This window comes from Nocardioides aequoreus (assembly GCF_000720335.1).
In the GTDB taxonomy this organism is placed as follows: Bacteria; Actinomycetota; Actinomycetes; order Propionibacteriales; family Nocardioidaceae; genus Marmoricola; species Marmoricola aequoreus.
Window position 1 is genome coordinate 322,549 of record NZ_JOJN01000007.1, and the last position, 22,381, is coordinate 344,929.

Below are 22,381 nucleotides of genomic sequence, written 5' to 3' on the forward strand. Positions count from 1 at the left end.
GCGCTCCGGCTCAGCGGCCCGTCAGCGCACTGCGCAGCCGTCGACCACCGGGAGCGGCTCCGGAGCCCCGAGGCCCGGCATGCCCAGCCCGACGGCCGCGGGCGCCGGGTCGGCGGTGCGCGCCTCCCACGCGTCGCCGGCACGGGTAGGCCGCAGCGAGCGCAGCGGACCGTCGGCGACGAGGTGGTGCGGGGCGGCGTACGTGACGTCGACCTCGACCATGTCGCCCGGCCGGATCTCGACAGGCTCGATCGCCTCGGCGCCGGTCGAGCCTGTCGAGACCACCGGGGTGAAGTGCACGAGCCGGTTGTCGCGCGCCCGGCCGGAGAGCCGCGCGGTGGCGGCGTCCTTGCGCCCCTCCCCCTCGGCGACCATCAGCTCCAGGGTGCGCCCGACGAGCGCCTGGTTCTCCGCCCACGCGATCTCGTCGACGAGCGTGACCAGCCGCTGGTAGCGCTCCTTCACGACGGCGGCGGGCACCTGGTCCTCGAGCACCGCCGCGGGCGTGCCGGGGCGCTTGGAGTACTGGAAGGTGTAGGCGCCGGAGAAGCGCGAGCGCCGCACGACCTCCAGGGTGGCCTCGAAGTCCTCGTCGGTCTCGCCGGGGAAGCCGACGATGATGTCGGTGGTGATCGCGGCGTCCGGCATCGCCGCACGGACCCGCTCGATGATGCCGAGGTAGCGCTCGGCGCGGTAGGAGCGCCGCATCGCCTTGAGCACCCGGTCGGAGCCGGACTGCAGCGGCATGTGCAGCTGCGGCATCACGTTGGGCGTCTCGGCCATCGCCTCGATCACGTCGTCGGTGAAGGCGGCGGGGTGCGGCGAGGTGAAGCGCACCCGCTCCAGGCCCTCGACGTCGCCGCAGGCGCGCAGCAGCTTGGAGAAGGCCTGCCGGTCGCCGAACTCGACGCCGTAGGTGTTGACGTTCTGCCCCAGCAGCGTGACCTCGGTGACGCCCTCGGCGACGATGGCCTCGATCTCGGCGAGCACCTCGCCCGGGCGGCGGTCCTTCTCCTTGCCGCGCAGCGCCGGGACGATGCAGAAGGTGCAGGTGTTGTTGCAGCCGACGCTGACCGAGACCCAGGCGGCGTACGCCGACTCGCGCTTGGTCGGCAGCGTGGAGGGGAAGACCTCGAGCGACTCGAGGATCTCGACCTGGGCCTCCTGCTGCACCCTGGCCCGCTCCAGCAGCACCGGCAGCGACCCGATGTTGTGCGTCCCGAAGACGACGTCGACCCACGGGGCGCGCTCGGTGATGGTGCTGCGGTCCTTCTGCGCCAGGCACCCGCCGACGGCGATCTGCATCCCGGGGCGGGCGGCCTTGACCGGGGCGAGGTGGCCGAGGTTGCCGTAGAGCTTGTTGTCGGCGTTCTCGCGCACGGCGCAGGTGTTGAAGACGACGACGTCGGCCTGCGCGGCGGCGTCGGCGGCGACGTACCCGGCATCCTCGAGCAGCCCGGAGAGGCGCTCGGAGTCGTGCACGTTCATCTGGCACCCGTAGGTGCGGACCTCGTAGGTGCGCTGCTCAACCATGACGTCGCCCAGGGTACGGCGCTCCCCCGCGCTCGCCCGAACCCGAGGCGGTCAGGCCTCGGGGTTGCGCTCCGCGGCGCGACGCAGCGTCTCGGACTCGCTGATGACCGCCGCGACGGTCGCGGGGTCGGCGAGCGGGGTGGCGGGCTGCTGCGGGTCGCTCTCGGCGGGGTCGGTGTCCTCGACCTCCTGGGCCTCCTCGACCTCCTCGAGGTAGCCCTCGACCTCCTCGCGGTCGCCCGGCCGGCCCTCGTGCTCGCTGACACGGCCGGCGGCCTTCGGCTCGTGGTGCACCACCTCGCCGGGCTCGGGGGCCGGCGCGTCGTCGGCCACGATGACCACCGGCTCGGGCAGGTCCTCGGGGCGCGGCAGGTCGGGTGCGACGACGTCGGGGCCGGGGATCCGGTCGCGCGGGTCCTCCGGCGCCTGGGCGGGCGGGCCCGCCGGCGGGGACCCGACGGTCGGGTCGACGGTCGGCTCCGCGGCGCCCTGCGTGGGGGCCGCGACGGGCTCGTGGCCGCGGGGTCGGGCCGCGCCACGGGCGACGGCGGCACCCACCTTCGCGACGCCCCTCGTGAGCCCGAACGTGCGGGCGGCCACCCCCACGCCGAGGCGCACCGCCCCGGTCGCGGTGCGGGTGGCGGTGCTGGTCAGGTGGCTCAGGCTCACGTCGTCCTCCGGGGAGAGTGCAGGGGTGAAGTCAGGGGTGGGGCGCGGGTGCGGGGGCACGACAGGGGTGCCCTGGACCTCGTTGTAGCCCTCCCGGCCGGATGACAAACCCGTAACAGTCCTCACCCAGCGGGGCCGTCGGGTCGACCCCCGGCGACCCGGCCGCCTAGGGTCCGGGCCATGACCGAGCCCGGGTCCGTCCCCAGCACGCCCACGCGCGAGCCGCTCATCGTCCTCGAGGGCGTCGACAAGTGGTTCGGCCAGCTGCACGTGCTCCAGGACATCCACCTGAGCGTCGGCAAGGGCGAGGTCGTCGTGGTGATCGGTCCCTCGGGGTCCGGCAAGTCGACGCTGTGCCGCACGATCAACCGGCTCGAGACCATCGACAACGGCACCATCACCCTCGACGGCGCCAAGCTCGCCGAGGAGGGCAAGGAGCTCGCGCGGCTGCGCAGCGAGGTCGGGATGGTCTTCCAGAGCTTCAACCTCTTCGCCCACAAGACGATCCTGGAGAACGTCACGCTGGGCCCGATCAAGGTCCGCGGCAAGAAGAAGGACGAGGCCGAGGCCCGCGCCAAGGAGCTGCTCGAGCGGGTCGGCGTGGCGCACCAGGCCGACAAGTACCCCGCGCAGCTCTCCGGCGGCCAGCAGCAGCGCGTCGCCATCGCACGCGCCCTCGCGATGGAGCCCAAGGCGATGCTCTTCGACGAGCCCACCTCGGCGCTCGACCCGGAGATGATCTCCGAGGTCCTCGACGTGATGATCGACCTCGCCAAGCGCGGCATGACGATGATCGTGGTGACCCACGAGATGGGCTTCGCCCGCACCGCCGCCGACCGGGTGGTCTTCATGTCCGACGGCGCCATCGTCGAGGAGAACACCCCGGAGGAGTTCTTCACCAACCCGCAGTCCGACCGCGCCAAGGACTTCCTCGGCAAGATCCTCAGCCACTGATCCCCACCCGCGCGACGACATCTCGGGCCGTCGCGCGGACCGCACCATCCACCCACACCGGAGGAAAGCAATGCGACTGAAGAGGACGAAGGCGGCCGCAGCGGCCGTCGGGCTCGGGCTGGCCCTGAGCGCGTGCGGCGGCAGCGCCGGCGAGCCGGAGACCGGCGCCGAGGGCGCGGAGGCCCCCGAGTGGGAGGTCGTCGAGAGCCCCGAGTTCGAGGCCGGCACCGCGATGGCCGAGCTCGCCGAGGCCGGCGAGGTCACCATCGGCGTGAAGTTCGACCAGCCCGGGCTCGGCTTCAAGGGCGCCACCGACGACATGCCCAGCGGCTTCGACGTCGAGCTGGCCAAGATGCTCGCGGGCCAGCTCGGCATCGCCGCGGAGGACATCACCTTCGAGGAGACGATCTCCGACAACCGCGAGCCCTACCTGCAGCAGGGCCGCGTCGACCTGGTGCTCGCGACGTACTCCATCACCGACGAGCGCCGCCAGATCGTCGGCCAGACCGGTCCCTACCTGATCACCGGCCAGCAGGTGCTGGTGCCGGCCGACAGCGACGTGGAGGGCATCGAGGACCTGCAGGGCGAGGAGGTGTGCGCGGCCGCCGGCTCGACCTCGCTGGAGAACGTCGAGGCCGAGGGCGCCGTCCCGGCCCCGGCCGACAACTACGCCGCCTGCGTCGACGACGTGCTCAACGGCACCGTGCCCGCCATGTCGACCGACGGCGCGATCCTGCTCGGGTACGCCGCGGAGCAGGAGGGCGAGCTGAAGGTCGTCGGCGACGAGTTCTCCGAGGAGCGCATCGGCGTCGGCTACTCCAAGGAGCGCCCCGAGATGTGCGAGTTCATCAACGACGCCCTTCAGGCGTCCTTCGACGACGGCACCTGGGCAGAGGCCTACGAGTACACCCTCGGCGGCGAGGGCGTCGAGGTCCCGGACCCGCCGGCGCTCGACGACTGCCAGGCCTGAGCGACCACACGAGCCCGGGGCGGCCTCGAGCCGCCCCGGGCTCGTGCTGACAGCGACCGGATCGAGAGGGAGGTGACGCGATGGACATCGTGCTGGACAACCTGGACCTGATGGGCCGGGCGTTGGGCTACACCCTGCTGTTCTTCGTCATCGCCGCCGTGCTCTCGCTGACCCTGGGCACCGTGCTGGCCGCGATGCGCGTCGGCCCGGTCTCGGTGCTGCGCCGCGCCGCCGCGGCGTACGTCACGCTGGTGCGCAACACCCCGCTGCTCGTGGTGCTCCTCTTCTTCCGGGTCGCCGGCCCGAAGGTCGGGCTGAACTTCTCCTTCGTCGACCTGCAGCTCGGCCAGTGGCGGATCAACAACATCTTCGCCGCGCTCGTCGTCGGACTCTCGATCTACACGGCCGCCTTCGTGTGCGAGGCGCTGCGCTCGGGCATCAACGCCGTGCCCCTCGGGCAGGCCGAGGCGGCCCGGGCGATCGGCCTGCCCTTCGGTGGCGTGATGACGCAGGTGGTGCTGCCGCAGGCCATCCGCGCGTCGGTCCCGCCGATGGCCAGCGTGCAGATCGCGCTGCTGAAGAACACCACGGTGTGCGGCGCCCTCGGCGTCGTCGAGCTCTTCGCCCGGATGCGCTCCTTCACCAACAACGACCCGACGCAGCGCGTCGGCATCTTCATCGCCTTCGCCGCCCTCTTCGTGGTGCTGGTGCTGATCGTCTCCTTCGTCGCCAACCGGCTCGAGCGCCGCTGGAGGATCGCCTGATGAGCGGAGCGCCCAGCGTCCTCTTCGACGCCCCCGGTCCCGCGACGGTCCGCCGTCACCGGCTCTACACGGTCCTCGCCCTCGTCGTCCTCGCGGGCGCCCTCGCCCTGGTCGGGTGGCGCCTCTACGTCGAGGGCCAGTTCGCCTACGACCAGTGGGAGGTCTTCATCACCCCCCGCTTCGTCGAGGCGATCCTCGTCGACGGGGTCTGGGTGGTGCTGCAGATGGCGGCCGCCGCGGTCGTGCTCTCGCTGGCCTTCGGGCTGGTCTTCGGGGTGGCCAAGCTGGCCGAGAGCCCCCTCGTGCGGCTCCCCGCCACCTACGTCGTGGAGTTCTTCCGCGCCGTGCCGGTGCTGCTGCTGATGATCCTCATCTTCTTCTCCTACGGCGTCACCCGCGGCGACAGCGGCGCCTACTGGAGCGTCGTGCTCGCCCTGATGCTCTACAACGGCTCGGTGCTGGCGGAGGTCGTGCGGGCGGGCATCCTCGCGGTGCCGAAGGGCCAGTCGGAGGCCGGGCTGGCGATCGGTCTCGCCCGCGGGCGTGTCACGAGGCTGATCCTGCTCCCCCAGGCCGTGAAGATCATGCTGCCCTCGATCATCAGCCAGTGCGTGGTGGCGCTGAAGGACACCAGCCTCGGGTACGCCGTCGCCGCGCCCGGCCTGGTGCGGCTGATGAGCTCGATCTACCAGCAGTTCGGCAACCAGTTCGCCACCTTGGTGGTGACCGCCGCGCTCTACGTCCTCATGTGCAGCGCCCTGACGCTGCTCGCCACGTGGGTGCAGCGGCGCTACGTCGGCGAGAAGCAGGCGCTCGCGATCTCGGAGACCGCCGGCACCGACGCGGCCACCGGGAAGGTCGTCTAGCCCCGCCGCTTGCGAGGCGTGACCCACAGCCGGATGACGCCCTCGATCACCACGGTGCCGTCGTCTCGCACGCCCTTGACGCGCACCGGCACCTCGCCTCCCGCGTCGGGCAGCGCCTCGTCGCTCCACTGCGCGGGGTCGGTGTCGGCGTGGCAGGTGATGTCGCTGGTGGCCTTGGCGGTGTAGGCGACCTCCATGCCCTTGGGGATCCAGCGCTTGTCGGCCGGGATGGTCGCCTCCGCCAGCACCCCCATCGCCGCCTCCAGCCCGTTGCACAGCGCGATCGCGTGCACCGTGCCGAGGTGGTTCTTCACCCCGCGACGCTTGGGGACGACCACCTCCGCGTGGTGGGGCTCGATGACGGTGAAGCGCGGCCGGATCGACCAGAAGTACGGCGCCACCTGGCTGAAGGCGAAGGAGAAGAGGCGCTCCCCCACCAGCGGGCCTAGGACGGGCAGGGTGGTGGCGGTGCGGTGCAGGTCGACGACGCGGCTCATGACCCGGACTCTACTGGTCGGTAACCCTCGGGCGACGACGCCTCAGGCCAGCACCCGCGCGACGTCGAGGTGGTGGGCGACCAGCGTGCGGGCGCTGCCGGGCTCGTCGGTCCACAGGCCCTCGGTGGCGCCGACCTTGCGCAGCACCCGGCGTGAGGCGGCGTTGCGGTGGTCGGGCGCCGCTACCAGCTCGCGCACCCCGTCGTACGCCGGCACCACGACGTCGCGCAGGTAGACCCACAGCAGGCTGGTGCCGAGGCCACGTCCGACGTACGCCGGCTCGCCCAGCAGGTAGTCGAAGCCGATCACCCCGCTGCCCAGCGGGTAGTCCTGGGCGTAGCCCACCGAGCGCCCGTTGACCTCCCAGATCCAGGACCGGACCCGCTCCCGCGGCGTCGGTCGCTCCACCCACCACCGTGCCACGTGGTCGTGCCGCACCCAGCGGGCGAGTGCCTCGAGGTCCCCGGGCGTCAGTGGCCGACAGGCCAGGCGGTGGTCGGGATCGGTGCCGAAGACGAGCGGGTCCCCGCTGAGGTCGACGGCGAGGACGGGCCCGGACGCGCGTGCCCCCGGTCCGGCTCGGCGGTCGGCGACACCTGCCCAGGAGCCCTCCCCCACCTCGTCCCGGCCCAGCACGACCCGCATGGGTCCAGTCTGCCGGTGGCGGGCAGCCGTCAGCTGGGGCGTTCGGGACGCAGCGAGCCGCGGCTGCTGGTTTCATCAGCAGGTGCACGAGATCGAGCTCGCCTACGGGCGCTACCGGGCCGAGCTCGCGCACATCCGCCGCACCGGCGAGCACGGCCGCTACGCCGACCTTCTGACCGAGGACGCGGTCTACCGCCGGGTCGGTCAGCGCGAGTGTCGCGGGCGGGAGGCGATCCGCGCCATGGTGCTCACCACCTGGTCGACCGCCCCCGGGGAGCTGGTGGCGCGCGAGGAGGTGCTCTGGCACAGCGTCGACCTCGAGCGCGGCCGCGTGGTGCACGAGCTGCGCCACACCATGTGCGACCCGGGCGACGGCTCCGAGCACGTGGCCCTGGCCACCGAGCTGCTGACCTACGGCGGCGACGGCCTCTGGTCGTCGGTCGACGTGGTGCACGCCCCCCAGGCGTACCGCGGGATGCACCGCAGCTGGGCGCGCGCCGCCCAGCGCTGTGGCCGCGAGCTGGACCCCGCGCTGCTGATCCTGCTCGAGGACCGGGACGACCGCGTCGCGCCGCCGTCGTCCGACGCGGGCTGAGACCTCACCAGCCGGCGCGACCCTCGCCGGTGTCGTCGGCGTGGTGGTCGACCTCGTCGCTCACGCCGTGACCGGCGCCGGCGAGCTCCTCGCGCACCACCCGGTAGGCGACCGAGGGGCTGTGGCCCTTGCGCGCCAGCGCTCCCACCAGCCGCCGCGTCGCCTTGTCGGTGGGCAGCGAGGCCACCGAGCGGAGCTTGCCGCGCACCACCCGACGGGCGGCCTCCTCCTCGTCGTCGGGCGCGACCTCCTCGAGCGCCTCGCGCACGGTGTCGTCGTCGACGCCCTTGCGGCGTAGCTCCTGCTGCAGCGCCCGCCGGGCGAGCCCCTTGCCCCGCTGGCGCTGCTCGACCCACTCGCGGGCGAACGCCGCGTCGTCGATCAGGCCGACCTCGGTGAAGCGGTCGAGCAGCTGCGCCGCGACGTCGTCGGGCACGTCGCGCGCGGCTAGCTTGTCGGCGAGCTCCACCCGGGTGCAGGCCCGACCGGTCAGCTGGTCGAGCAGGATCTTGCGGGCCACCGACTCCGGGTCGGCGTCGGGGCCGAGGTCGGCGCCGACCGGGGCTTCGCGGGCTCTACGCACTGGTTGCGGTCGCCTCTCGTCTCGCTGGGTTTCGCGGCTTCACCGGCCAACCCCTCCTCTGTCGGGTCTGGCCGGCTCGCACCTCAACCTCCCGGCGCACTTCGGGACCTCGTCCCTCGGTCCCGAGCGCCGTGACCTTCGTCGGGCCACACCTGCTCGCACCTCAACCTCCCGGCCCCAGCGGGGCCGTGATCAGAAGTCGATGCCGTCGGGGTCGATGCCGGGGGCGTCGGCGGTGAAGCCGGCCGGCTCCGCGGGCGCGTCGACCGCCGGGCCGATGCCGAGCTTCTCGAGGATCTTCTTCTCGATCTCGTTGGCGAGGTCGGGGTTGTCACGCAGGAAGGAGCGGGCGTTCTCCTTGCCCTGGCCCAGCTGGTCGCCCTCGTAGGTGTACCAGGCGCCGGCCTTGCGGATCAGGCCCGCCTCGACGCCCACGTCGATCAGGCCACCCTCGCGGCTGATGCCCTGGCCGTACATGATGTCGAACTCGGCCTGCTTGAAGGGCGGGGCCACCTTGTTCTTCACGACCTTGACGCGGGTGCGGTTGCCGACCATCTCGGTGCCGTCCTTGAGCGTCTCGATGCGACGCACGTCGAGCCGGACCGAGGAGTAGAACTTCAGCGCACGGCCACCGGTGGTGGTCTCGGGCGAGCCGAACATGACGCCGATCTTCTCGCGGAGCTGGTTGATGAAGATGGCGGTGGTCTTGGAGTTGTTGAGCGCGCCGGTCATCTTGCGCAGCGCCTGGCTCATCAGGCGGGCCTGCAGGCCGACGTGGCTGTCGCCCATCTCGCCCTCGATCTCGGCCCGGGGCACCAGCGCGGCCACGGAGTCGATGACGATCAGGTCGAGCGCGCCGGAGCGGATCAGCATGTCGGCGATCTCGAGCGCCTGCTCGCCGGAGTCGGGCTGGGAGACCAGCAGCGCGTCGGTGTCGACGCCGAGCCGCTGGGCGTACTCCGGGTCGAGGGCGTGCTCGGCGTCGATGAAGGCCACGATGCCGCCGGCGGCCTGGGCGCTGGCCACCGAGTGCAGCGCGACCGTCGTCTTACCGGAGGACTCCGGGCCGTAGATCTCCACGACGCGGCCGCGCGGCAGGCCGCCGAGACCGAGCGCGATGTCGAGCGAGATCGCGCCGGTGGGGATCACCTCGAGGGGGGCGCGCGTCTCGTCGCCGAGCCGCATCACCGAGCCCTTGCCGTACTGCTTCTCGATGTTGGCGAGGGCGGCGTCGAGCGCCTTCTCGCGGTTGCCTTCGCGCGTGGTGGTGGCGGGAGCCATGGGGTGTCCTCTCGTGGCGCCTTCGCGCCGCTCGACCTCGTGTCGTGCCAGACGCTAGGTGACCCCACCGACAGCCGTGGCCGTCGTCGCCGGCCTGTGGAGAAGTGGGGGTCCTCGAGCGCCTGTGGACACCGACGGTAGTACGAACATGTGTTCGACGTACAACGCGACACGCCCGCCCGTCGCGATCGACGGGCGGGCGTGCGGCGTGCTGCTGCGGAGCGCTCCCCTGCGCTACTGGATGCGGTCCAGCGGCGTCGGCGTGTAGGGCGAGCTGGCCTCGAGGTAGTCGGCGAAGGCGTCGATGTCGAGCCCGCCGAAGTAGCGCCCGGTGCCCTCGGCGAAGGTCGGGAAGCCGTCGCCGCCGTCGGCCAGGAAGTTGTTGGTCACGATCCGGTAGCTTGCCGCCTTGTCGAGCGGGACGCCGTCGAGCGTGACCGACCCGTCGACCGCGCCGTCGGGACCCCGCTCGTAGCTGAAGCCCTCGCTGACCTGCAGGATCTTGGGGCTCGCCGCGTTGGGGCCGGTCACCTGCTCGGCCAGCAGGTCGTAGATCTGCTGCCCCGTGAGCGTGAGCGAGACCAGGAAGTTGTTGAAGGGCTGCACCGCGAACGCCTCGGCGTAGGTCACCTCGCCCGGCGCCTCGCCGTACGACTGGTTGTCGCGCAGCAGGCTGGCCCGGATGCCGCCGGGGTTCATGAAGGCGATGACCGGCTGCTCGCCGCCGGTGACGACGCTCTCGTCGGCCAGCTGGGCGTCGGCGATGAGGTTGCCCAGCGCGCTCTCGCCCTGGGGGCTCTGGTCGGTGGTCACGTCGTCGGCGATGGTGCCGAGCACCCGGCTCGCGATGGGGGTGACCAGCTCGGTGTAGCGCTCGATCAGCCGGGTCTGCCGGCGGTCCTTCGGGAGGTCGGGGCTGACCGGCACGTTGGCCCCGGCGACGCTCGCCCGGACGATGTCGCGCTTGGCCAGGTCGTAGCGCAGCGTGGTCTCGGTGACGAGCCGCCCGGCCGAGGAGGCCGAGGTGACCAGTCGCGACTTGCCCCGCGGGTCCTTCACGTCGCAGACATAGGGCTGGTGGGTGTGCCCGGTGACCACGGCGTCGATGGCCGGGTCGAGGTTGGCGGCGATCGGCAGGATCGGCGAGGTGTCCTGCAGCGACCCGCCCTTGGCGCAGGCGTAGTCGTAGGAGGGGTTCAGCCCGCCGTACTGCTGGCCGTCGGGGCCGGTCCACGTCTCGCGGTTGGGCGTGCCGCCCTCGTGCACCAGCACGACGATCGCGTTGACGCCCTGGCGCTTGAGCTTGGGCACGAGCGCGTTGGCCGTGCGCACCTCGTCGGTGAACTCCAGGCCGGCGACGCCGCTGGCGGTGACGATGTCGGGGGTGCCCTCGAGCGTCATGCCGATGAAGCCGATCTTGGCGCCACCGATCCGCTTGATCGCGTAGCCGGGCAGGATCGTGTCGCCGGTGCCGGCGTACTTGACGTTGGCCGCGAGGTAGTCGAAGTCGGCGCCCTTGAAGCGCCCGTCGGGGCAGGAGTTGCGGTTGTTCTCGCCGTCGCCGTCGTCGATGCAGCCGCCGCGCTGCTTGCGCTGCAGCTCCTGGTAGCCGTTGTCGAACTCGTGGTTGCCGACCGCGCTGACGTCGAGCCCGAGCTTGTTGAGCGACTCGATGGTCGGCTCGTCGTGGAAGGCGGCGGAGAGCAGCGGGGTGGCGCCGACCAGGTCGCCGGCGGCGACCGTCACCGAGTGGCGCGCCTTCTTGCGCAGCTGGGCGAGCTTGGTGGCCAGGCGCTCCGCACCGCCGGCGCCCTCGATGGTGGTGTCGCGGGGCGTGCCCTCGCCGTCGAGCTCGTGGCCGGTCACGATCCGGCCGCCGGACCCGGTGGGCGGCTGCAGGTTGCCGTGGAAGTCGTTGAAGGAGAGCATCTGGACGTCGACGTAGCGCGCCTGCCAGTGCTTGCCCTTGTGCTTCTCCCAGGTCATCCCACCCTTCTGGCCGCGCTCCTGCGAGGGTGCGGCGTCGGCCGAGGTGGCCGCGCCGAGCGCTCCGAGTCCGGTGAGCGCGATGCTGCCGGAGGCGAGCAGCGCGACGAGACGGCGGCGCGAGCGGGACGTGGGACGCATGGGCAGGCTCCTGGTGATCCTCCGAGTGGACCCGGTGACCCTAACCAGCCCGCTCCTGCGCCGTCACCGCCCGCAGGTCACGTTTGCGTGACGAGTGGGTGTACGCCGCGCTCAGCGCTCGCGGGCGGGCAGGTCGAGCTCGGCCCAGACCGCCCGCCACACCACCTTGGGGCTCTCCCCGTCGGCGAGCGCCTGCTCGACGGTGCGGCCCTCGAGCGACGCGAGCACGTGCTGCATGGCCCACACCCGGGCGTAGCCCTCGCCGAGGGTCTCCTCCATGCGGGCCCAGAACTCGGTGTGCCTCATCGGGCCCACCGGCGGGATGGGACAGTGGGGGCAGTGCGTCGGGGGTCCACCCCGGCGATTGTGCACGACGCGAGAAGGAGTGGCCGGTGGGGACGATCGGTGCGGTGCTGGTGGTGCTGATCGCGCTGGCGCTGGTCGGTGCCGCGGTCGTGCAGCTCCGCTCGGGGCCGCTGCCCTTCCCCGCGATCATCACCGGCGCGCTGACCTGCACGGTGTGCTACATCGTGGCGGGCACGGTCACCAGCTCCTCCTCGCTCCCGAGCGTGCCGACGGTGGTGGGGTCCTTCGTCGGGGTGCTGACGCTGGTGGCGATGGTCATCTCGCTCATCCCCCGCTCCCCCGAGCGCGACCGCACCCGCCGCAGCCCGATCTACATCGCCGTGGCCGGCACCTTCGTCGGGGCCGCGGGCCTGCTCTGGCACGTCATCGTCTGAGGCGGACCCGCTGGTCCGGGTGGCGCGCGACCCTCCGGCGTCGCCGCCCCACGACCACCCCCACCAGCACCCCCGCGAGCACCAGCGCGGCGAGCAGCAGCCAGCCGCCCAGGTAGTCGCGGTCGAGCAGCGTGGGGTTGTCGGGCCGGGCGCCGAAGCGGCCGAGCACGGGCGCGGCAGTCACCGTCACCGTCAGCAGCACGACGGTCCCCACCGTCACGGCCGTCCACCACGTCACGGGGACGACGCGGCGCAGCGCGAGCACGCCGAGCACCGTCAGCGGCGCGACCAGGGCGTCGTGCACCAGGACCCCGGCCGCCAGCCACAGCAGCGCGTCGAGGAGGTCGGCGAGGTCGAGCCGCCACAGCAGCAGGGCGCCGTACGCCGTCGCGGCGACGCCGGCCGCGCCGAGCAGCAGCCGCAGCGCCCTCACGTCGCCACGTCCTCGGCCGGCTCGACCCGGGTGAGCCACTTGGTCTGCATCACCCCGGGGCGGTTGGGGGCGATGAGACGGCACGGGTAGCCGTGGTCGAGGTCGAGGTCCTCGCCGCCCAGCCGCAGCGCGAGCAGCGTGAGGTCGTCGCGCGCGAAGGAGGCGGGGAGCCGGCTGGACCCGAAGGCACCGCGCGTCTGGAGCGAGGTCAGCAGCACGTCGGCGTCGGCGGGGAGACCCACGCGGTCGAGCAGGTCGGCCAGGCGCACGCCGCTCCACTCCCCCGACGCGCTCCACCCCTCGACGCAGGCGATCGGCAGCTCGTGGGTGTGCTGCTCGAGCCCGAGCAGGTCCTCGCGGGTCAGCGACTCCTCGCCGTCGGGTCCGACGAGCGTCAGCCGCCACCCGGCGTCGGTGGCGGTGTCGGTGACGCCGGCGGCGAGCGCCGAGCGGTTGATCGGGATGCCCTGCGGCCCCTCGCCGGTGCGCACGGCCAGCACCGAGACCCGGCGCAGCCACGGCACCGTCTGGCCGGCGTTGGCGACCACGGCCACCGCCGAGGCCAGCAGGGCGGCGCGCAGCACCGTGCGTCGCCGCGGGCCGTCGCGGTCGGGGGCGTCGCTGCGCTCGTCGTCGAGCGGGGCGGCGTACGCCCGCCGGATCACCGGCAGCTTGACCGCGACGTGCACCAGCAGCGCGCCGATCGCCACCCAGGCACCGGCGTAGTGAGCGGCCCGGAAGCCGAAGGCCCACGGGTACCACTGCGCGGCGTTGGCCAGGCCGACGACGAGCTGGAAGATCGACGCGGCCACCAGCACCAGCACCGAGAGCCGCTCGAGCCCGTGGCCGACGAGGGCCCTCGCGTCGCGCCAGGGCACCGCGGCGAAGAGGCGGGGGTAGACCGACCACAGCTTGACGAGCAGCAGCGGGATCGCGGCGATGCCGGTGAGCACGTGCAGGCCCTGGGTGACGCGGTAGCCCTGGACCGGACGCGTCGGCGGCACCACCGGCAGGTCGAGGTAGTACCAGTGGCTGACCAGGCCCGTCGCGAAGCAGATCGTGAAGCAGACGCCGAGCCAGCTGCCCACCCGGGCCGTCAGCCGCTCGTGGCGCAGCGGCGAGGTGAAGGACCCCTCGCGTGGGATCACGGTCGACGCCGTCAGACGGCGTGCCGCAGCACGGCGAACCAGCGGTCGAGGTGGCGGGTGACCACCTCGACCCGGAGCACGGCCGACGCGGCGAGCTCCTCGATCGCGTCGACGCCCACGCGGGCCCACGGGAAGGGGCGCGTACGCCGCCCGCCGCTGACCAGCAGCGCCTCGTGCGTGCTCAGCCCGGTGCCCGGACCGGCGAGGTCCACGACGATGCGGCCGTGGACCGGGTCGACCAGCTCGCCGCAGCGCGCGAGCAGCTCACGGGGCGCGCCGCCGATGCCGATGTTGCCGTCGGCCAGCAGCACGGTGTCCCACCGGCCCTCGCCCGGGACGGGGTCGAAGACGTTGCGCCGCAGGGCCGGGACGCCGCGGGTGCGCGCCTGCTCGACCGCCTCGCGGACGATGTCGAGCCCGAGCACCGCGTGGCCCTGGTCGCTGAGGTGCTCGCTCATCCGGCCCGGACCGCAGCCGACGTCGATCGTGGTGCCCCGGCAGTAGGCGAGCAGCGCGCGGTCGGACTCGTCGACCGGCCGCGACCACCGGTGCACCGGCAGCTCCTCGTCGTGCTCGGAGAGGCCCTCGACCAGGCAAGGCTCCCCCCGCAGCGCGTCGGCGAAGACGGCGCTGAAGGAGAGCTGCGGCTCGACGTCGACGAGCTCGTCGTCCGGCAGGTACTCGGCGGTGCTCACTCAGGCCACCCCCGCTCGCAGCGAGCGCCACGTGGCGGCGAAGCGCGACCCGGGCGCCGCCTCGGCGACCAGGTGGGCGTCGGACTCCTCGTCGACGTCGCGCAGCGCGCCCACGGTGCGCACCTGCGCACCGGCGCGCTCCAGGGCGCGACGGGTCTCCTCGCCCGTGGCGTCGGACGACATCGGGACCTCCTCGAGATGGGTGAGCAGCGCGGTGCCGCCCACAGCCAGCAGCCACCAGCCGCCGTCGTCCGCCGGGCCCAGCACGGCGTCGTGCGGGGAGCGGAGCAGGTCGCCGGCCTCGCGCAGCGCCGCGGGCGTGGCGTGGGGCGTGTCCATGCCGACCTGCACGGTCGGCGCGCCGTCGGCGGCGCCGGACGCGTCGAGGTGGGCGTGCCGCAGCCGCTCGGCCAGCCCGTCGCCCCGCTGGGGGTGCACGGTCCAGCCCGCGGTCGCGGCGAGCAGCTCCGCACCGCGGGCCGCCTCGGCGAGGTCGCCGTCGAGCGCGAGGTGGCACCGGTCGACGGCGTACGCCGCCGCGGCGGCCTCGAGCGTGTCGAGCAGCGCGGCGGCCGCGAGGTCGGCGGCCTGCGCCATGCCGACCGTGCGACCGAGCCGGGTCTTGGCCCGGCCGGGCACCGGCGCCTTCGCGACGACCAGCACCACGGGCTGCCCGAGCGCCCCCGTCACGAGAGCACCCGCGCGAAGTCGCGAGCGGCGCGCACGGTGCCGACCACGGAGCCGGACACCTTCGAGCGCGTGCCCTCGGCGCGGGGGTGGTAGTCGATGTCGCGCTCGCTGAAGCGCCAGCCCGCCCGGGTGGCGCGCTGCAGCAGCTCCACGGGGTAGCCGAAGCGGCGGTCCTCGACGCCCAGGCCGAGGAGGGCGTCGCGGCGGGCCACGCGCATCGGCGCGATGTCGTGCAGCGACATGCCGATGCGGCGCCGCAGCCACCACAGCACCACGGAGTTGCCGGCCCGGGCGTGCCAGGGCCACACGCCGCGCGAGACCGGGCGGCGGCGTCCGACGGCCATGTCGGCGCGGCCCTCGTGGACGTCGGCGAGGAGCGGGACCAGCTGGACGGGGTCCATCGAGCCGTCGCCGTCCATGACGGCGACGTACCCAGCAGTGGCGGCCTCAAGCCCGGCGTGCACGGCGGCGCCGTACCCCGGGCGGGACTCCGTCACGACGTGCGCGCCGAGCCCGCGGGCCACCTCGGCGGTGCCGTCGCGCGAGCCGTTGTCGACCACGATCGCGCGGAAGCCGGGGGGCAGCCGCGGCAGCACGCCGGGCAGCGCCGCCGCCTCGTCGCGGCAGGGGATCACCACGTCACACGGCACCGGCTCCGACATGGGCTCCACCGTAGGGGTTCGGACCCAGACGCCGACCGGATGGGCGGCGCCTGGGAACGGGACCTGCGCGCTCAGCGCAGCGGGGCCGAGGCGAAGGCGGCGACGCCCTCCGCGGGCGTCACCCGCGCCCGGAAGCCCAGCTCGGCCGCGGCCAGCTCCGGGCTCGCGACCACGTGGCGCACGTCGCCGGGCCGGTACTGGCCGGTGACCTCCGGCGCCGGGCCGTCAGCGGCGTCGGCCAGGATGCGGGCGACCTCGAGGATGGGCACCGGGTGGCCCGAGCACACGTTGTAGGCCGCCCACGACTCCTCGTCGCGGGTGAGCACGGCGTCGAGAGCCGCGAGGTTGGCGCGGGCCACGTCGTCGACGTGCACGAAGTCGCGCACCTGGCCGCCGTCCTCGAAGACCTGCGGCGGCCTGCCCGCCTCCAGCTGCGAGCGGAAGATGGCCGCCACCCCGGAGTACGGCGTGTCGCGCGGCATCCCGGGGCCGTAGACGTTGTGGTAGCGCAGCCCGATCGCGCGCGAGCGCGCCTGCCGCACCCAGGCCGAGGTGTAGTGCTCCTGCGCGAGCTTGCTGGCGGCGTAGCTGCTGCGCGGGTCGAGCGGGGCGTCCTCGGGCACCAGCTCCCAGGCGAGCGCGCGCCCGCACTCCCCGCAGTGCACCTCGAAGTCACCGCCCTCGAGCGCCGCGCGCGACCGCACCGCTGCCGGCTGACGGCCGTGCTCCCCGCAGGAGTAGCGGCCCTCGCCGTAGACGACCATCGAGCTGGCCACCACCAGGGCGTCGACCCCGCGTTCGGTCATCGCGGCGAGCAGGGCGGCCGTGCCGAGGTCGTTGTGGGCGGCGTACAGCGGCAGGTCGGCGGGGGTGACGCCGGCGCCGACCATCGCGGCCTGGTGGCAGACCACGTCGACGCCGTCGAGCAGGTCGGCCCACTCCCCCGCGTCGCGCACGTCGAGCCGGTGCACGTCGTCGGGCACGACGGTGCCCTCGCCGTGCGCCTGCGGGATCACCGCGTCGACGCCCACCACCTCGTCGCCGCGCTCTCGCAGCTGGTCGGCGATGCGGCTGCCGATGAAGCCGACCGCACCGGTCAGGAGGACCCTGCTCATGCGGGGATCCACGGGGTGCTCGCGACGTCGTCGAGCCAGGCGGCGCAGCCGCAGGTCTGCGCGCCGGTGGGCACGTCGGCGACCACGTCGCCGAGCATCGTCTTGAGGCGCTCCACGTGCTCGGCGAAGATCGCGAAGACCGCCGCCTGGTCGACCGACTCCTCGCGGCTCACCCCGGCGTCGACGTCGGTGACCAGCGCGACCGTGGCGTAGCAGACCCCCAGCTCGCGGGCGAGCACGGCCTCGGGGTGACCGGTCATGTTGACGACGGTCCAACCCGCCTGCGCGTAGCTCACCGACTCCGCGCGCGTGGAGAAGCGCGGGCCCTCGATGACGACCATGGCACCGCCGTCGATCGCGCCCTCGCCCGCGTGGGCGAGGAAGGCGCCGCGCAGGTCGGGGCAGTAGGGGTCGGCGAAGGGCGCGTGGGCCGCCCCGGTCTCGACGTAGGTCTGCACGCGGCGCGTGGTCCGGTCGACCAGCTGGTCGGGCACCACGAGGGTGCCCAGCTGGGTCTCGGGCTGCAGCCCGCCGACGGCGCAGGGGGCGAGCACGCGCGTCACGCCCAGCGACCGCAGCGCCCACAGGTTGGCCCGGTAGGGGATCTGCGTGGGCGGGTGCTGGTGCCCCTTCCCGTGGCGCGGCAGGAACGCGACGGTGCGTCCCCCGACGGTGCCCACCGCCACCGGCGCGCTGGGGGCGCCGTACGGCGTCTCGACCTCGAGGGTGGTGGGGTCCTCGAGGAACTCGTAGAAGCCGCTGCCGCCGATCACGGCGACGTCGGGCACGGGGGTCTCAGGCATGCGCGCAGTCTGCCAAGGCACTGGGGAGGGCAGGGCGGGGGTGGGCTCCGAGCCGGGCCTTTCCGCGGGGAAAGCACGTCGGACCCGGTTTCCGCGCGAACGGCACGCGACACGCCCGTCCCGGCGTACCGATCAGGCGGAAACACAGGCTCCCGGTAAGCCGCCCCACCCGCTTCGCGTGCCCGACCCGCCCGACCGGGCTGCCTGGCCGAGGCACCTGTGGAGACTCGTTCGACGACGTGGGCCGAAGTGGTCAGAGTCCTCCCATGCGGCGCCAGCGCCAACCCACTACGTGGAACCCCGTCACCCCGCAGGTGCACGGCCTCGTCCGGCCGGTCGGCCTGGACCCATTCGGCCTCGACGGACCCACCAAGGGACAGGCCCGAGGCCCTCTCTGGGTCTGGACCAGCCACGGCCACTACGTGCCGATCGGCACGCCTCGCGACCTCGTCGAGCAGTGGATCATGGAGCGTGCCGTGCGACTTCCACCCATGGGGGCGGTGACCGGGTGGGCGGCGTGCCGCTTGCACGGTGCGGCGTACTTCGACGGGCTGGCCGACGACGGTCGCGCCTGGCTGCCGGTGCCGCTCGCCATCGGTCCGCACCGCAGTCTGGCGGCGAGCCCCACCGTGGTCGTGACCAACCACGTCCTGCTGCCCCGCGACCGCACGACGGTCTACGACATCCCCACGGTCATTCCGGTGCGGGCCGTCTACGACGCAGTCAGGCTCGCCCCGGACCTGCATGCCGCAGTCCGCGCGATCGACATGGCGGCAGCCGCCGGACTCTGCTCGCTCTCCCAGCTGCGGCAGTACGCCGCGCTGCAGCCGCAGGAGGCCGCCAAGGTGCTCCGCGCCGCCTCGCTGGCCTCGGAGTACGCGCTGTCCCCTCCCGAGACCGACGTCAGGCTCGTGTGCGAGCTGGACCTGGGACTGCAAGGGCTGGAGGTGAATGCCCACATCCACGACCGCGACGGAAGGGTCGTCGCACAGGCCGACCTGCTCGACCCGGAGGCCGGGCTCGTCATCGAGGTCGACGGGCTCCACCACCAAAGGCCCCACCAGGCCTCCGCCGACCTCGCTCGCAGCGATGCGCTGCTTCGCCTCGGGCTGGAGGTGGCCCGCGTGGCGGCGCGTGACTCGAGACGACGCTCGCTGGTGGCGCAGCGCGTGCGACTGGTGAGGTCGCGCTGTCGCTTCGAGCCGGTGTCCGAGCGCGCCTGGTGGTTCAGCCGACCGCACGTCGACTTCGATGCCCGGCGCCGTTGGGGCGGCGAGACCGCAGGCGGACGTGGGGCGTGAACGCAGCGATGGCCCCACAACGGCGCGCCCCGCGCCGTTTCCGCCCGAACGGCACGGCCGTGGACGGCGTGCCGCGCACCGATCGCGCGGGAAACCGCGGGCGAGATGCTTTCCCCGCGGAAAGGCCGTCAGCAGCGCGCGGAGCCCTCGGCCAGGTCACGCAGGGTCAGCAGCTGCCGGCGCATCATCACCAGGTCGCCGGCGGCGAGCAGCGCGCGCCAGGCGCCGCGGCTGTGGCGCCGGCGCGGGCCGAGCGCCAGGCACGCCACGATCCGGGAGCGGGCCGTGCGACCGGCGACGACCTCGTAGCCCAGTGCGATCTCGCCGAGCAGGCGCCGGGCGCGGGGGCCGGCCGCCGTCACGAAGCCGCGCCCGGGCAGGACCTCGACGAGCGGGCCGATGAGCACGTGCTGGCCCGGCTCCAGCCGGTCGGCCCCCGGGGTCAGGCGCCGCGGGCTGCGGCGTCCGAGGTTGTCGACGAGGTCGTAGGAGTAGGGCGCGACCGAGAGCTGGCACAGCCACCGGTGCACGACCTCGGGCGGGGCGTCGACGTCGACGGCCCGCACCAGGTGCTCGCCTCCGGGCGGGACGTGTCGGTCGGCGGCGTGCACCTCGCGCCGCTCGGCGGGAGTCGCACCCCAGCCGAGCAGGGCGGCCCGCAGCCGTCCCTCCCCGTCGAGCCCGCGGGTCACGTCAGCAGCAGCCGGTCGAGCCGGCGGCGCACCACGAGCATGCCGATCACGGCGAGGACGACGAGGTAGCCCACCGAGACCAGCGAGGCGAGCGAGACCGTGCCGGTGGTGAGCTCGCGCACCATCACCGTGCCGCGGTAGAGCGGGGTCACCTCGACGACCCACTGCAGCCAGGTCGGGTAGGCCGTGACCGGGTAGAAGGTCGCGGAGAAGAGGAACATCGGCAGCGTCAGCAGGGTGATCCACTCGAAGTCCTGGAAGGACCGCATGTAGGTGGTCATCGCCATGCCGACCGCGCCGAAGGCGATGCCGATGAGCACGGACGCCGGCAGCGCCAGCACCGCCCACCACGACGAGACCAGCCCGGTCGTCAGCATCAGCACCAGGAAGGCCAGCGAGTAGACCGCGCCGCGGGCCACCGACCACGTCAGCTCGCCGACGGCGATGTCGCGCGTGGTCAGCGGCGTGGCCAGCATCTGCTGGAAGGTCTTGGAGAACTTCAGCTTGAAGAAGAAGTTCATCGTCGCGTCGAGCAGGGTCCCGTTCATCGCGGCGAAGGCGAGCATGCCGGGAGCCACGAAGGCGGCGTAGGAGATGACCTGGCCGTCGACCTCGAAGCCCGTGACCAGCCGGCCGACGCCGACGCCGATGGAGAAGAGGTAGAGCGCGGGCTCGAGGAAGCCGGAGAGGAAGACCCACCACACCCGCCGGTAGGTCAGGTAGTTGCGGTGCACGACGACCCCGGTGGCCGCGAGCCGCGAGCGGCGGCCGGAGCCCTGCTCGCCGTGGCGGGCCAGCTGGTGGGCGGCGAGGCTCACGAGACCAGCCTCCGGGTGAGGGCGCGCACGGCCAGCAGGTAGCCGACCACCCCGAGCACGGCCAGGTAGGCGACGTGCAGCAGCGCCGGCCCCGCCTGCCAGGTCCCGAGGCTCGCCATGCGGGTGAGCTCGACCCCGTGCCACAGCGGGCTCACCGTGGCCAGCCGCGACAGCGCCGGCCCCAGGTTGTCGACCGGGAAGAACGCGCCGGAGAAGAGGAAGAGCGGCAGCATGCCGAGGCGGAAGAGCAGCGCGAAGGCCGACTCGTGGGAGATCCACGCGGAGAAGGCGAAGACGGGGGTGGCGAAGGCCAGCGCGACCAGCGCCTGCACGGCCACCGCGACGACACCCCCGCCCACGGAGGCGAAGATTCCGAAGGGGGCGAGCACCAGGCAGAAGACCAGCGCCCCGAGCAGCACCCGGGCCAGCACGTAGCCGACCTGCGCCTGCACGACGTCGGCGACGCCGAGCGGGGTCGCCGTCATCGCGTAGTAGGTCTTGTGCCAGCGGATGCCGCCGAAGACGTTGTAGGTCAGCTGGCTGAAGACGAGCTGCATGGAGGCCGCCGCGAGCATGCCGGGGGCCACGAAGTCGACGTACGACGTGGCGCCGTCGAGGCGTGCCGGGTCGGCCTCGACGAAGCCGCCGAGCAGCACGCCGAGCGACACGACGTAGAGCAGCGGCGTGACGAAGGACGAGACGACGGTGCCCTTCCAGGTGCGCCGGTAGATCGTCAGCCAGTAGTCGGCCAGGCGGGGGGCGAGGGTGGAGTGGCTCATGGCGACGCTCAGTCGACCAGGCTGCGGCCGGTGAGGCGGAGGAAGACGTCCTCCAGCGAGGAGCGCCGCACGAGCGTGGCGACCGGGTGCAGCCCGCGCTCCATCACCGCCTGCACGGCGGCCTCGCCGTCGGCGGTGTAGAGCAGCAGCCGGTCGGGCAGCACCTCGACGCGACCGGCGTCGCCGACCACGTCGGCGACCCGCACCGCGATCTGCTCGTGGTCGTCGTGCTGCTCGGGCCCGAAGCGCAGCTCGGCGACCTCGCGGGTGGAGTGGTCGCGGATCAGCTGGGCCGGCGAGCCCTCGGCGACGATGCGGCCGGCGTCCATCACCACCAGGCGGTCGCACAGCTGCTCGGCCTCGTCCATGTAGTGCGTGGTCAGCACGATCGTGACGCCCTGCTGCTTGAGTCGGAAGAGCCGATCCCACAGCACGTGACGGGCCTGGGGGTCGAGCCCGGTCGTGGGCTCGTCGAGCAGCAGCAGCTCGGGACGGTTGACCAGGGAGCGCGCGATGGTGAGGCGGCGCTTCATGCCGCCGGAGAGGTCGTCGACCTTGGCGTGGCGCTTCTCGCCCAGCTGCACGAAGTCGAGCAGCTGGTCGCAGCGCTCCCGCAGCTCCTTGCGGCCGATCCCGAAGTAGCGACCGTAGATGTAGAGGTTGTCGAGCACGTTGAGCTCGAGGTCGAGGGTGTCGTCCTGCGGGCAGACGCCGATGCGCGCACGGATGTCGGGGCCGTGGGTGGCGGGGTCGAGCCCGAGGATGCGCAGCTCGCCGGCGCTCACGGGCGAGACGGCCGCGACCATGCGCATCGTGGAGGACTTGCCCGCGCCGTTGGGCCCGAGGAAGCCGAAGGCCTCGCCCCGGCGCACCTCGACGTCGATGCCGCGCACCGCCTCGAAGTCGCCGAAGGACTTGTGCAGCCCGCGCGCCGAGATCATGGGGCCACTCACAAGGCCCGACCGTACGACGGGCCGCCGACAGCCTGCGAGCCGCGCGCGCCGACGGCGCTGTCGGACCC

General features: G+C 73.3%; 26 protein-coding genes. 7 read left to right on the top strand and 19 right to left on the bottom strand.

Annotated elements, in window-relative coordinates; all coding sequences use genetic code 11:
- Nucleotides 1-21: 21 nt before the first annotated feature.
- Together miaB and IG63_RS0114780 are read right to left on the bottom strand one after the other, a co-directional pair.
- Nucleotides 22-1,533 (bottom strand): tRNA (N6-isopentenyl adenosine(37)-C2)-methylthiotransferase MiaB, encoded by a 1,512-nt coding sequence (miaB, locus tag IG63_RS0114775; protein WP_030485126.1) that lies wholly within the window; start codon nt 1,531-1,533, stop codon nt 22-24.
- A 51-nt stretch (nt 1,534-1,584) separates the two neighbouring features.
- The gene (locus IG63_RS0114780) at nt 1,585-2,202 is read right to left on the bottom strand and encodes a hypothetical protein (protein WP_030485127.1); all 618 of its coding nucleotides are present in this window, start codon (nt 2,200-2,202) and stop codon (nt 1,585-1,587) included.
- A 180-nt stretch (nt 2,203-2,382) separates the two neighbouring features.
- On the opposite strand from IG63_RS0114780, the gene IG63_RS0114785 reads away from it, so the two are divergent.
- The 4 genes from IG63_RS0114785 to IG63_RS0114800 all read left to right on the top strand — a co-directional run bounded on the left by IG63_RS0114785 (nt 2,383) and on the right by IG63_RS0114800 (nt 5,756).
- On the top strand, nt 2,383-3,156 hold the full coding sequence (locus IG63_RS0114785; RefSeq protein WP_030485128.1) for an amino acid ABC transporter ATP-binding protein: 774 nt from the start codon (nt 2,383-2,385) through the stop codon (nt 3,154-3,156).
- A 70-nt stretch (nt 3,157-3,226) separates the two neighbouring features.
- The gene (locus IG63_RS0114790) at nt 3,227-4,126 is read left to right on the top strand and encodes a glutamate ABC transporter substrate-binding protein (RefSeq protein WP_030485129.1); all 900 of its coding nucleotides are present in this window, start codon (nt 3,227-3,229) and stop codon (nt 4,124-4,126) included.
- A gap of 80 nt (nt 4,127-4,206) precedes the next feature.
- Entirely contained in the window at nt 4,207-4,890 is a 684-nt protein-coding gene (locus tag IG63_RS0114795; protein WP_030485130.1) for an amino acid ABC transporter permease, read from the top strand.
- Nucleotides 4,890-5,756, top strand: a complete 867-nt coding sequence (locus IG63_RS0114800; protein WP_030485131.1) for an amino acid ABC transporter permease — start codon at nt 4,890-4,892, stop codon at nt 5,754-5,756. Before IG63_RS0114795 ends, IG63_RS0114800 begins: the two co-directional genes overlap by 1 nt.
- Here the strand turns inward: IG63_RS0114800 and IG63_RS0114805 are convergent.
- Both IG63_RS0114805 and IG63_RS0114810 read right to left on the bottom strand, forming a co-directional pair.
- Nucleotides 5,753-6,253 (bottom strand): hotdog fold domain-containing protein, encoded by a 501-nt coding sequence (locus IG63_RS0114805; protein ID WP_030485132.1) that lies wholly within the window; start codon nt 6,251-6,253, stop codon nt 5,753-5,755. The genes IG63_RS0114800 and IG63_RS0114805 overlap by 4 nt on opposite strands.
- 42 nt (nt 6,254-6,295) lie before the next feature.
- Nucleotides 6,296-6,898, bottom strand: a complete 603-nt coding sequence (locus IG63_RS0114810) for a GNAT family N-acetyltransferase (protein WP_030485133.1) — start codon at nt 6,896-6,898, stop codon at nt 6,296-6,298.
- A gap of 82 nt (nt 6,899-6,980) precedes the next feature.
- On the opposite strand from IG63_RS0114810, the gene IG63_RS0114815 reads away from it, so the two are divergent.
- Nucleotides 6,981-7,493 carry a hypothetical protein gene (locus tag IG63_RS0114815; protein WP_051706900.1) on the top strand — a complete coding sequence of 171 codons (513 nt, stop codon included), beginning with the start codon at nt 6,981-6,983 and terminating at the stop codon, nt 7,491-7,493.
- Nucleotides 7,494-7,497: 4 nt separating this feature from the next.
- Here the strand turns inward: IG63_RS0114815 and IG63_RS0114820 are convergent, their stop codons facing one another.
- The 4 genes from IG63_RS0114820 to IG63_RS0114840 all read right to left on the bottom strand — a co-directional run bounded on the left by IG63_RS0114820 (nt 7,498) and on the right by IG63_RS0114840 (nt 11,790).
- On the bottom strand, nt 7,498-8,076 hold the full coding sequence (locus IG63_RS0114820; protein ID WP_051706901.1) for a regulatory protein RecX: 579 nt from the start codon (nt 8,074-8,076) through the stop codon (nt 7,498-7,500).
- Between the two features lie 192 nt (nt 8,077-8,268).
- A complete protein-coding gene (gene recA, locus IG63_RS0114825) occupies nt 8,269-9,357 on the bottom strand; it encodes a recombinase RecA (protein ID WP_030485136.1) in 1,089 nt (362 codons plus the stop codon).
- A gap of 234 nt (nt 9,358-9,591) precedes the next feature.
- Nucleotides 9,592-11,484, bottom strand: a complete 1,893-nt coding sequence (locus IG63_RS0114830) for a bifunctional metallophosphatase/5'-nucleotidase (protein ID WP_030485137.1) — start codon at nt 11,482-11,484, stop codon at nt 9,592-9,594.
- 111 nt (nt 11,485-11,595) lie between these two features.
- Nucleotides 11,596-11,790 carry a DUF3046 domain-containing protein gene (locus IG63_RS0114840; RefSeq protein WP_030485138.1) on the bottom strand — a complete coding sequence of 65 codons (195 nt, stop codon included), beginning with the start codon at nt 11,788-11,790 and terminating at the stop codon, nt 11,596-11,598.
- Between the two features lie 86 nt (nt 11,791-11,876).
- On the opposite strand from IG63_RS0114840, the gene IG63_RS0114845 reads away from it, so the two are divergent.
- Nucleotides 11,877-12,224 carry a hypothetical protein gene (locus tag IG63_RS0114845; RefSeq protein WP_030485139.1) on the top strand — a complete coding sequence of 116 codons (348 nt, stop codon included), beginning with the start codon at nt 11,877-11,879 and terminating at the stop codon, nt 12,222-12,224.
- On the opposite strand, the gene IG63_RS0114850 is transcribed toward IG63_RS0114845, so the two are convergent.
- The 7 genes from IG63_RS0114850 to IG63_RS0114880 all read right to left on the bottom strand — a co-directional run bounded on the left by IG63_RS0114850 (nt 12,214) and on the right by IG63_RS0114880 (nt 17,770).
- The gene (locus tag IG63_RS0114850; protein WP_051706902.1) at nt 12,214-12,657 is read right to left on the bottom strand and encodes a hypothetical protein; all 444 of its coding nucleotides are present in this window, start codon (nt 12,655-12,657) and stop codon (nt 12,214-12,216) included. The genes IG63_RS0114845 and IG63_RS0114850 overlap by 11 nt on opposite strands.
- Complete coding sequence (locus IG63_RS0114855) at nt 12,654-13,805, bottom strand: molybdopterin-dependent oxidoreductase (RefSeq protein ID WP_211249334.1); 1,152 nt, start codon at nt 13,803-13,805, stop codon at nt 12,654-12,656. The genes IG63_RS0114850 and IG63_RS0114855 overlap by 4 nt, the downstream gene beginning before the upstream one ends.
- An 11-nt stretch (nt 13,806-13,816) precedes the next feature.
- Nucleotides 13,817-14,500, bottom strand: coding sequence for a methyltransferase domain-containing protein (locus IG63_RS0114860; RefSeq protein ID WP_051706904.1), 684 nt, complete (start codon nt 14,498-14,500; stop codon nt 13,817-13,819).
- Nucleotides 14,501-15,190 carry a TIGR04282 family arsenosugar biosynthesis glycosyltransferase gene (locus IG63_RS0114865; RefSeq protein WP_030485143.1) on the bottom strand — a complete coding sequence of 230 codons (690 nt, stop codon included), beginning with the start codon at nt 15,188-15,190 and terminating at the stop codon, nt 14,501-14,503.
- Nucleotides 15,187-15,852 (bottom strand): glycosyltransferase family 2 protein, encoded by a 666-nt coding sequence (locus tag IG63_RS0114870; RefSeq protein WP_030485144.1) that lies wholly within the window; start codon nt 15,850-15,852, stop codon nt 15,187-15,189. The genes IG63_RS0114865 and IG63_RS0114870 overlap by 4 nt, the downstream gene beginning before the upstream one ends.
- Before the next feature lie 71 nt (nt 15,853-15,923).
- Complete coding sequence (locus IG63_RS0114875) at nt 15,924-16,967, bottom strand: NAD-dependent epimerase/dehydratase family protein (RefSeq protein WP_030485145.1); 1,044 nt, start codon at nt 16,965-16,967, stop codon at nt 15,924-15,926.
- Nucleotides 16,964-17,770 (bottom strand): S-methyl-5'-thioadenosine phosphorylase, encoded by an 807-nt coding sequence (locus IG63_RS0114880; RefSeq protein WP_030485146.1) that lies wholly within the window; start codon nt 17,768-17,770, stop codon nt 16,964-16,966. The genes IG63_RS0114875 and IG63_RS0114880 overlap by 4 nt, the downstream gene beginning before the upstream one ends.
- 266 nt (nt 17,771-18,036) lie before the next feature.
- On the opposite strand from IG63_RS0114880, the gene IG63_RS0114885 reads away from it, so the two are divergent.
- Nucleotides 18,037-19,071, top strand: a complete 1,035-nt coding sequence (locus tag IG63_RS0114885) for a PDDEXK family nuclease (protein ID WP_157210190.1) — start codon at nt 18,037-18,039, stop codon at nt 19,069-19,071.
- Nucleotides 19,072-19,199: 128 nt separating this feature from the next.
- On the opposite strand, the gene IG63_RS20875 is transcribed toward IG63_RS0114885, so the two are convergent.
- The 4 genes from IG63_RS20875 to IG63_RS0114905 are packed head-to-tail and all read right to left on the bottom strand — an operon-like array spanning nt 19,200 to nt 22,301.
- The gene (locus tag IG63_RS20875) at nt 19,200-19,763 is read right to left on the bottom strand and encodes a hypothetical protein (RefSeq protein WP_051706905.1); all 564 of its coding nucleotides are present in this window, start codon (nt 19,761-19,763) and stop codon (nt 19,200-19,202) included.
- Entirely contained in the window at nt 19,760-20,581 is an 822-nt protein-coding gene (locus IG63_RS0114895) for an ABC transporter permease (protein ID WP_245604447.1), read from the bottom strand. The genes IG63_RS20875 and IG63_RS0114895 overlap by 4 nt, the downstream gene beginning before the upstream one ends.
- Complete coding sequence (locus IG63_RS0114900) at nt 20,578-21,360, bottom strand: ABC transporter permease (protein ID WP_030485150.1); 783 nt, start codon at nt 21,358-21,360, stop codon at nt 20,578-20,580. The genes IG63_RS0114895 and IG63_RS0114900 overlap by 4 nt, the downstream gene beginning before the upstream one ends.
- A gap of 8 nt (nt 21,361-21,368) precedes the next feature.
- Nucleotides 21,369-22,301, bottom strand: coding sequence for an ABC transporter ATP-binding protein (locus tag IG63_RS0114905; protein WP_030485151.1), 933 nt, complete (start codon nt 22,299-22,301; stop codon nt 21,369-21,371).
- Nucleotides 22,302-22,381: the final 80 nt, after the last annotated feature.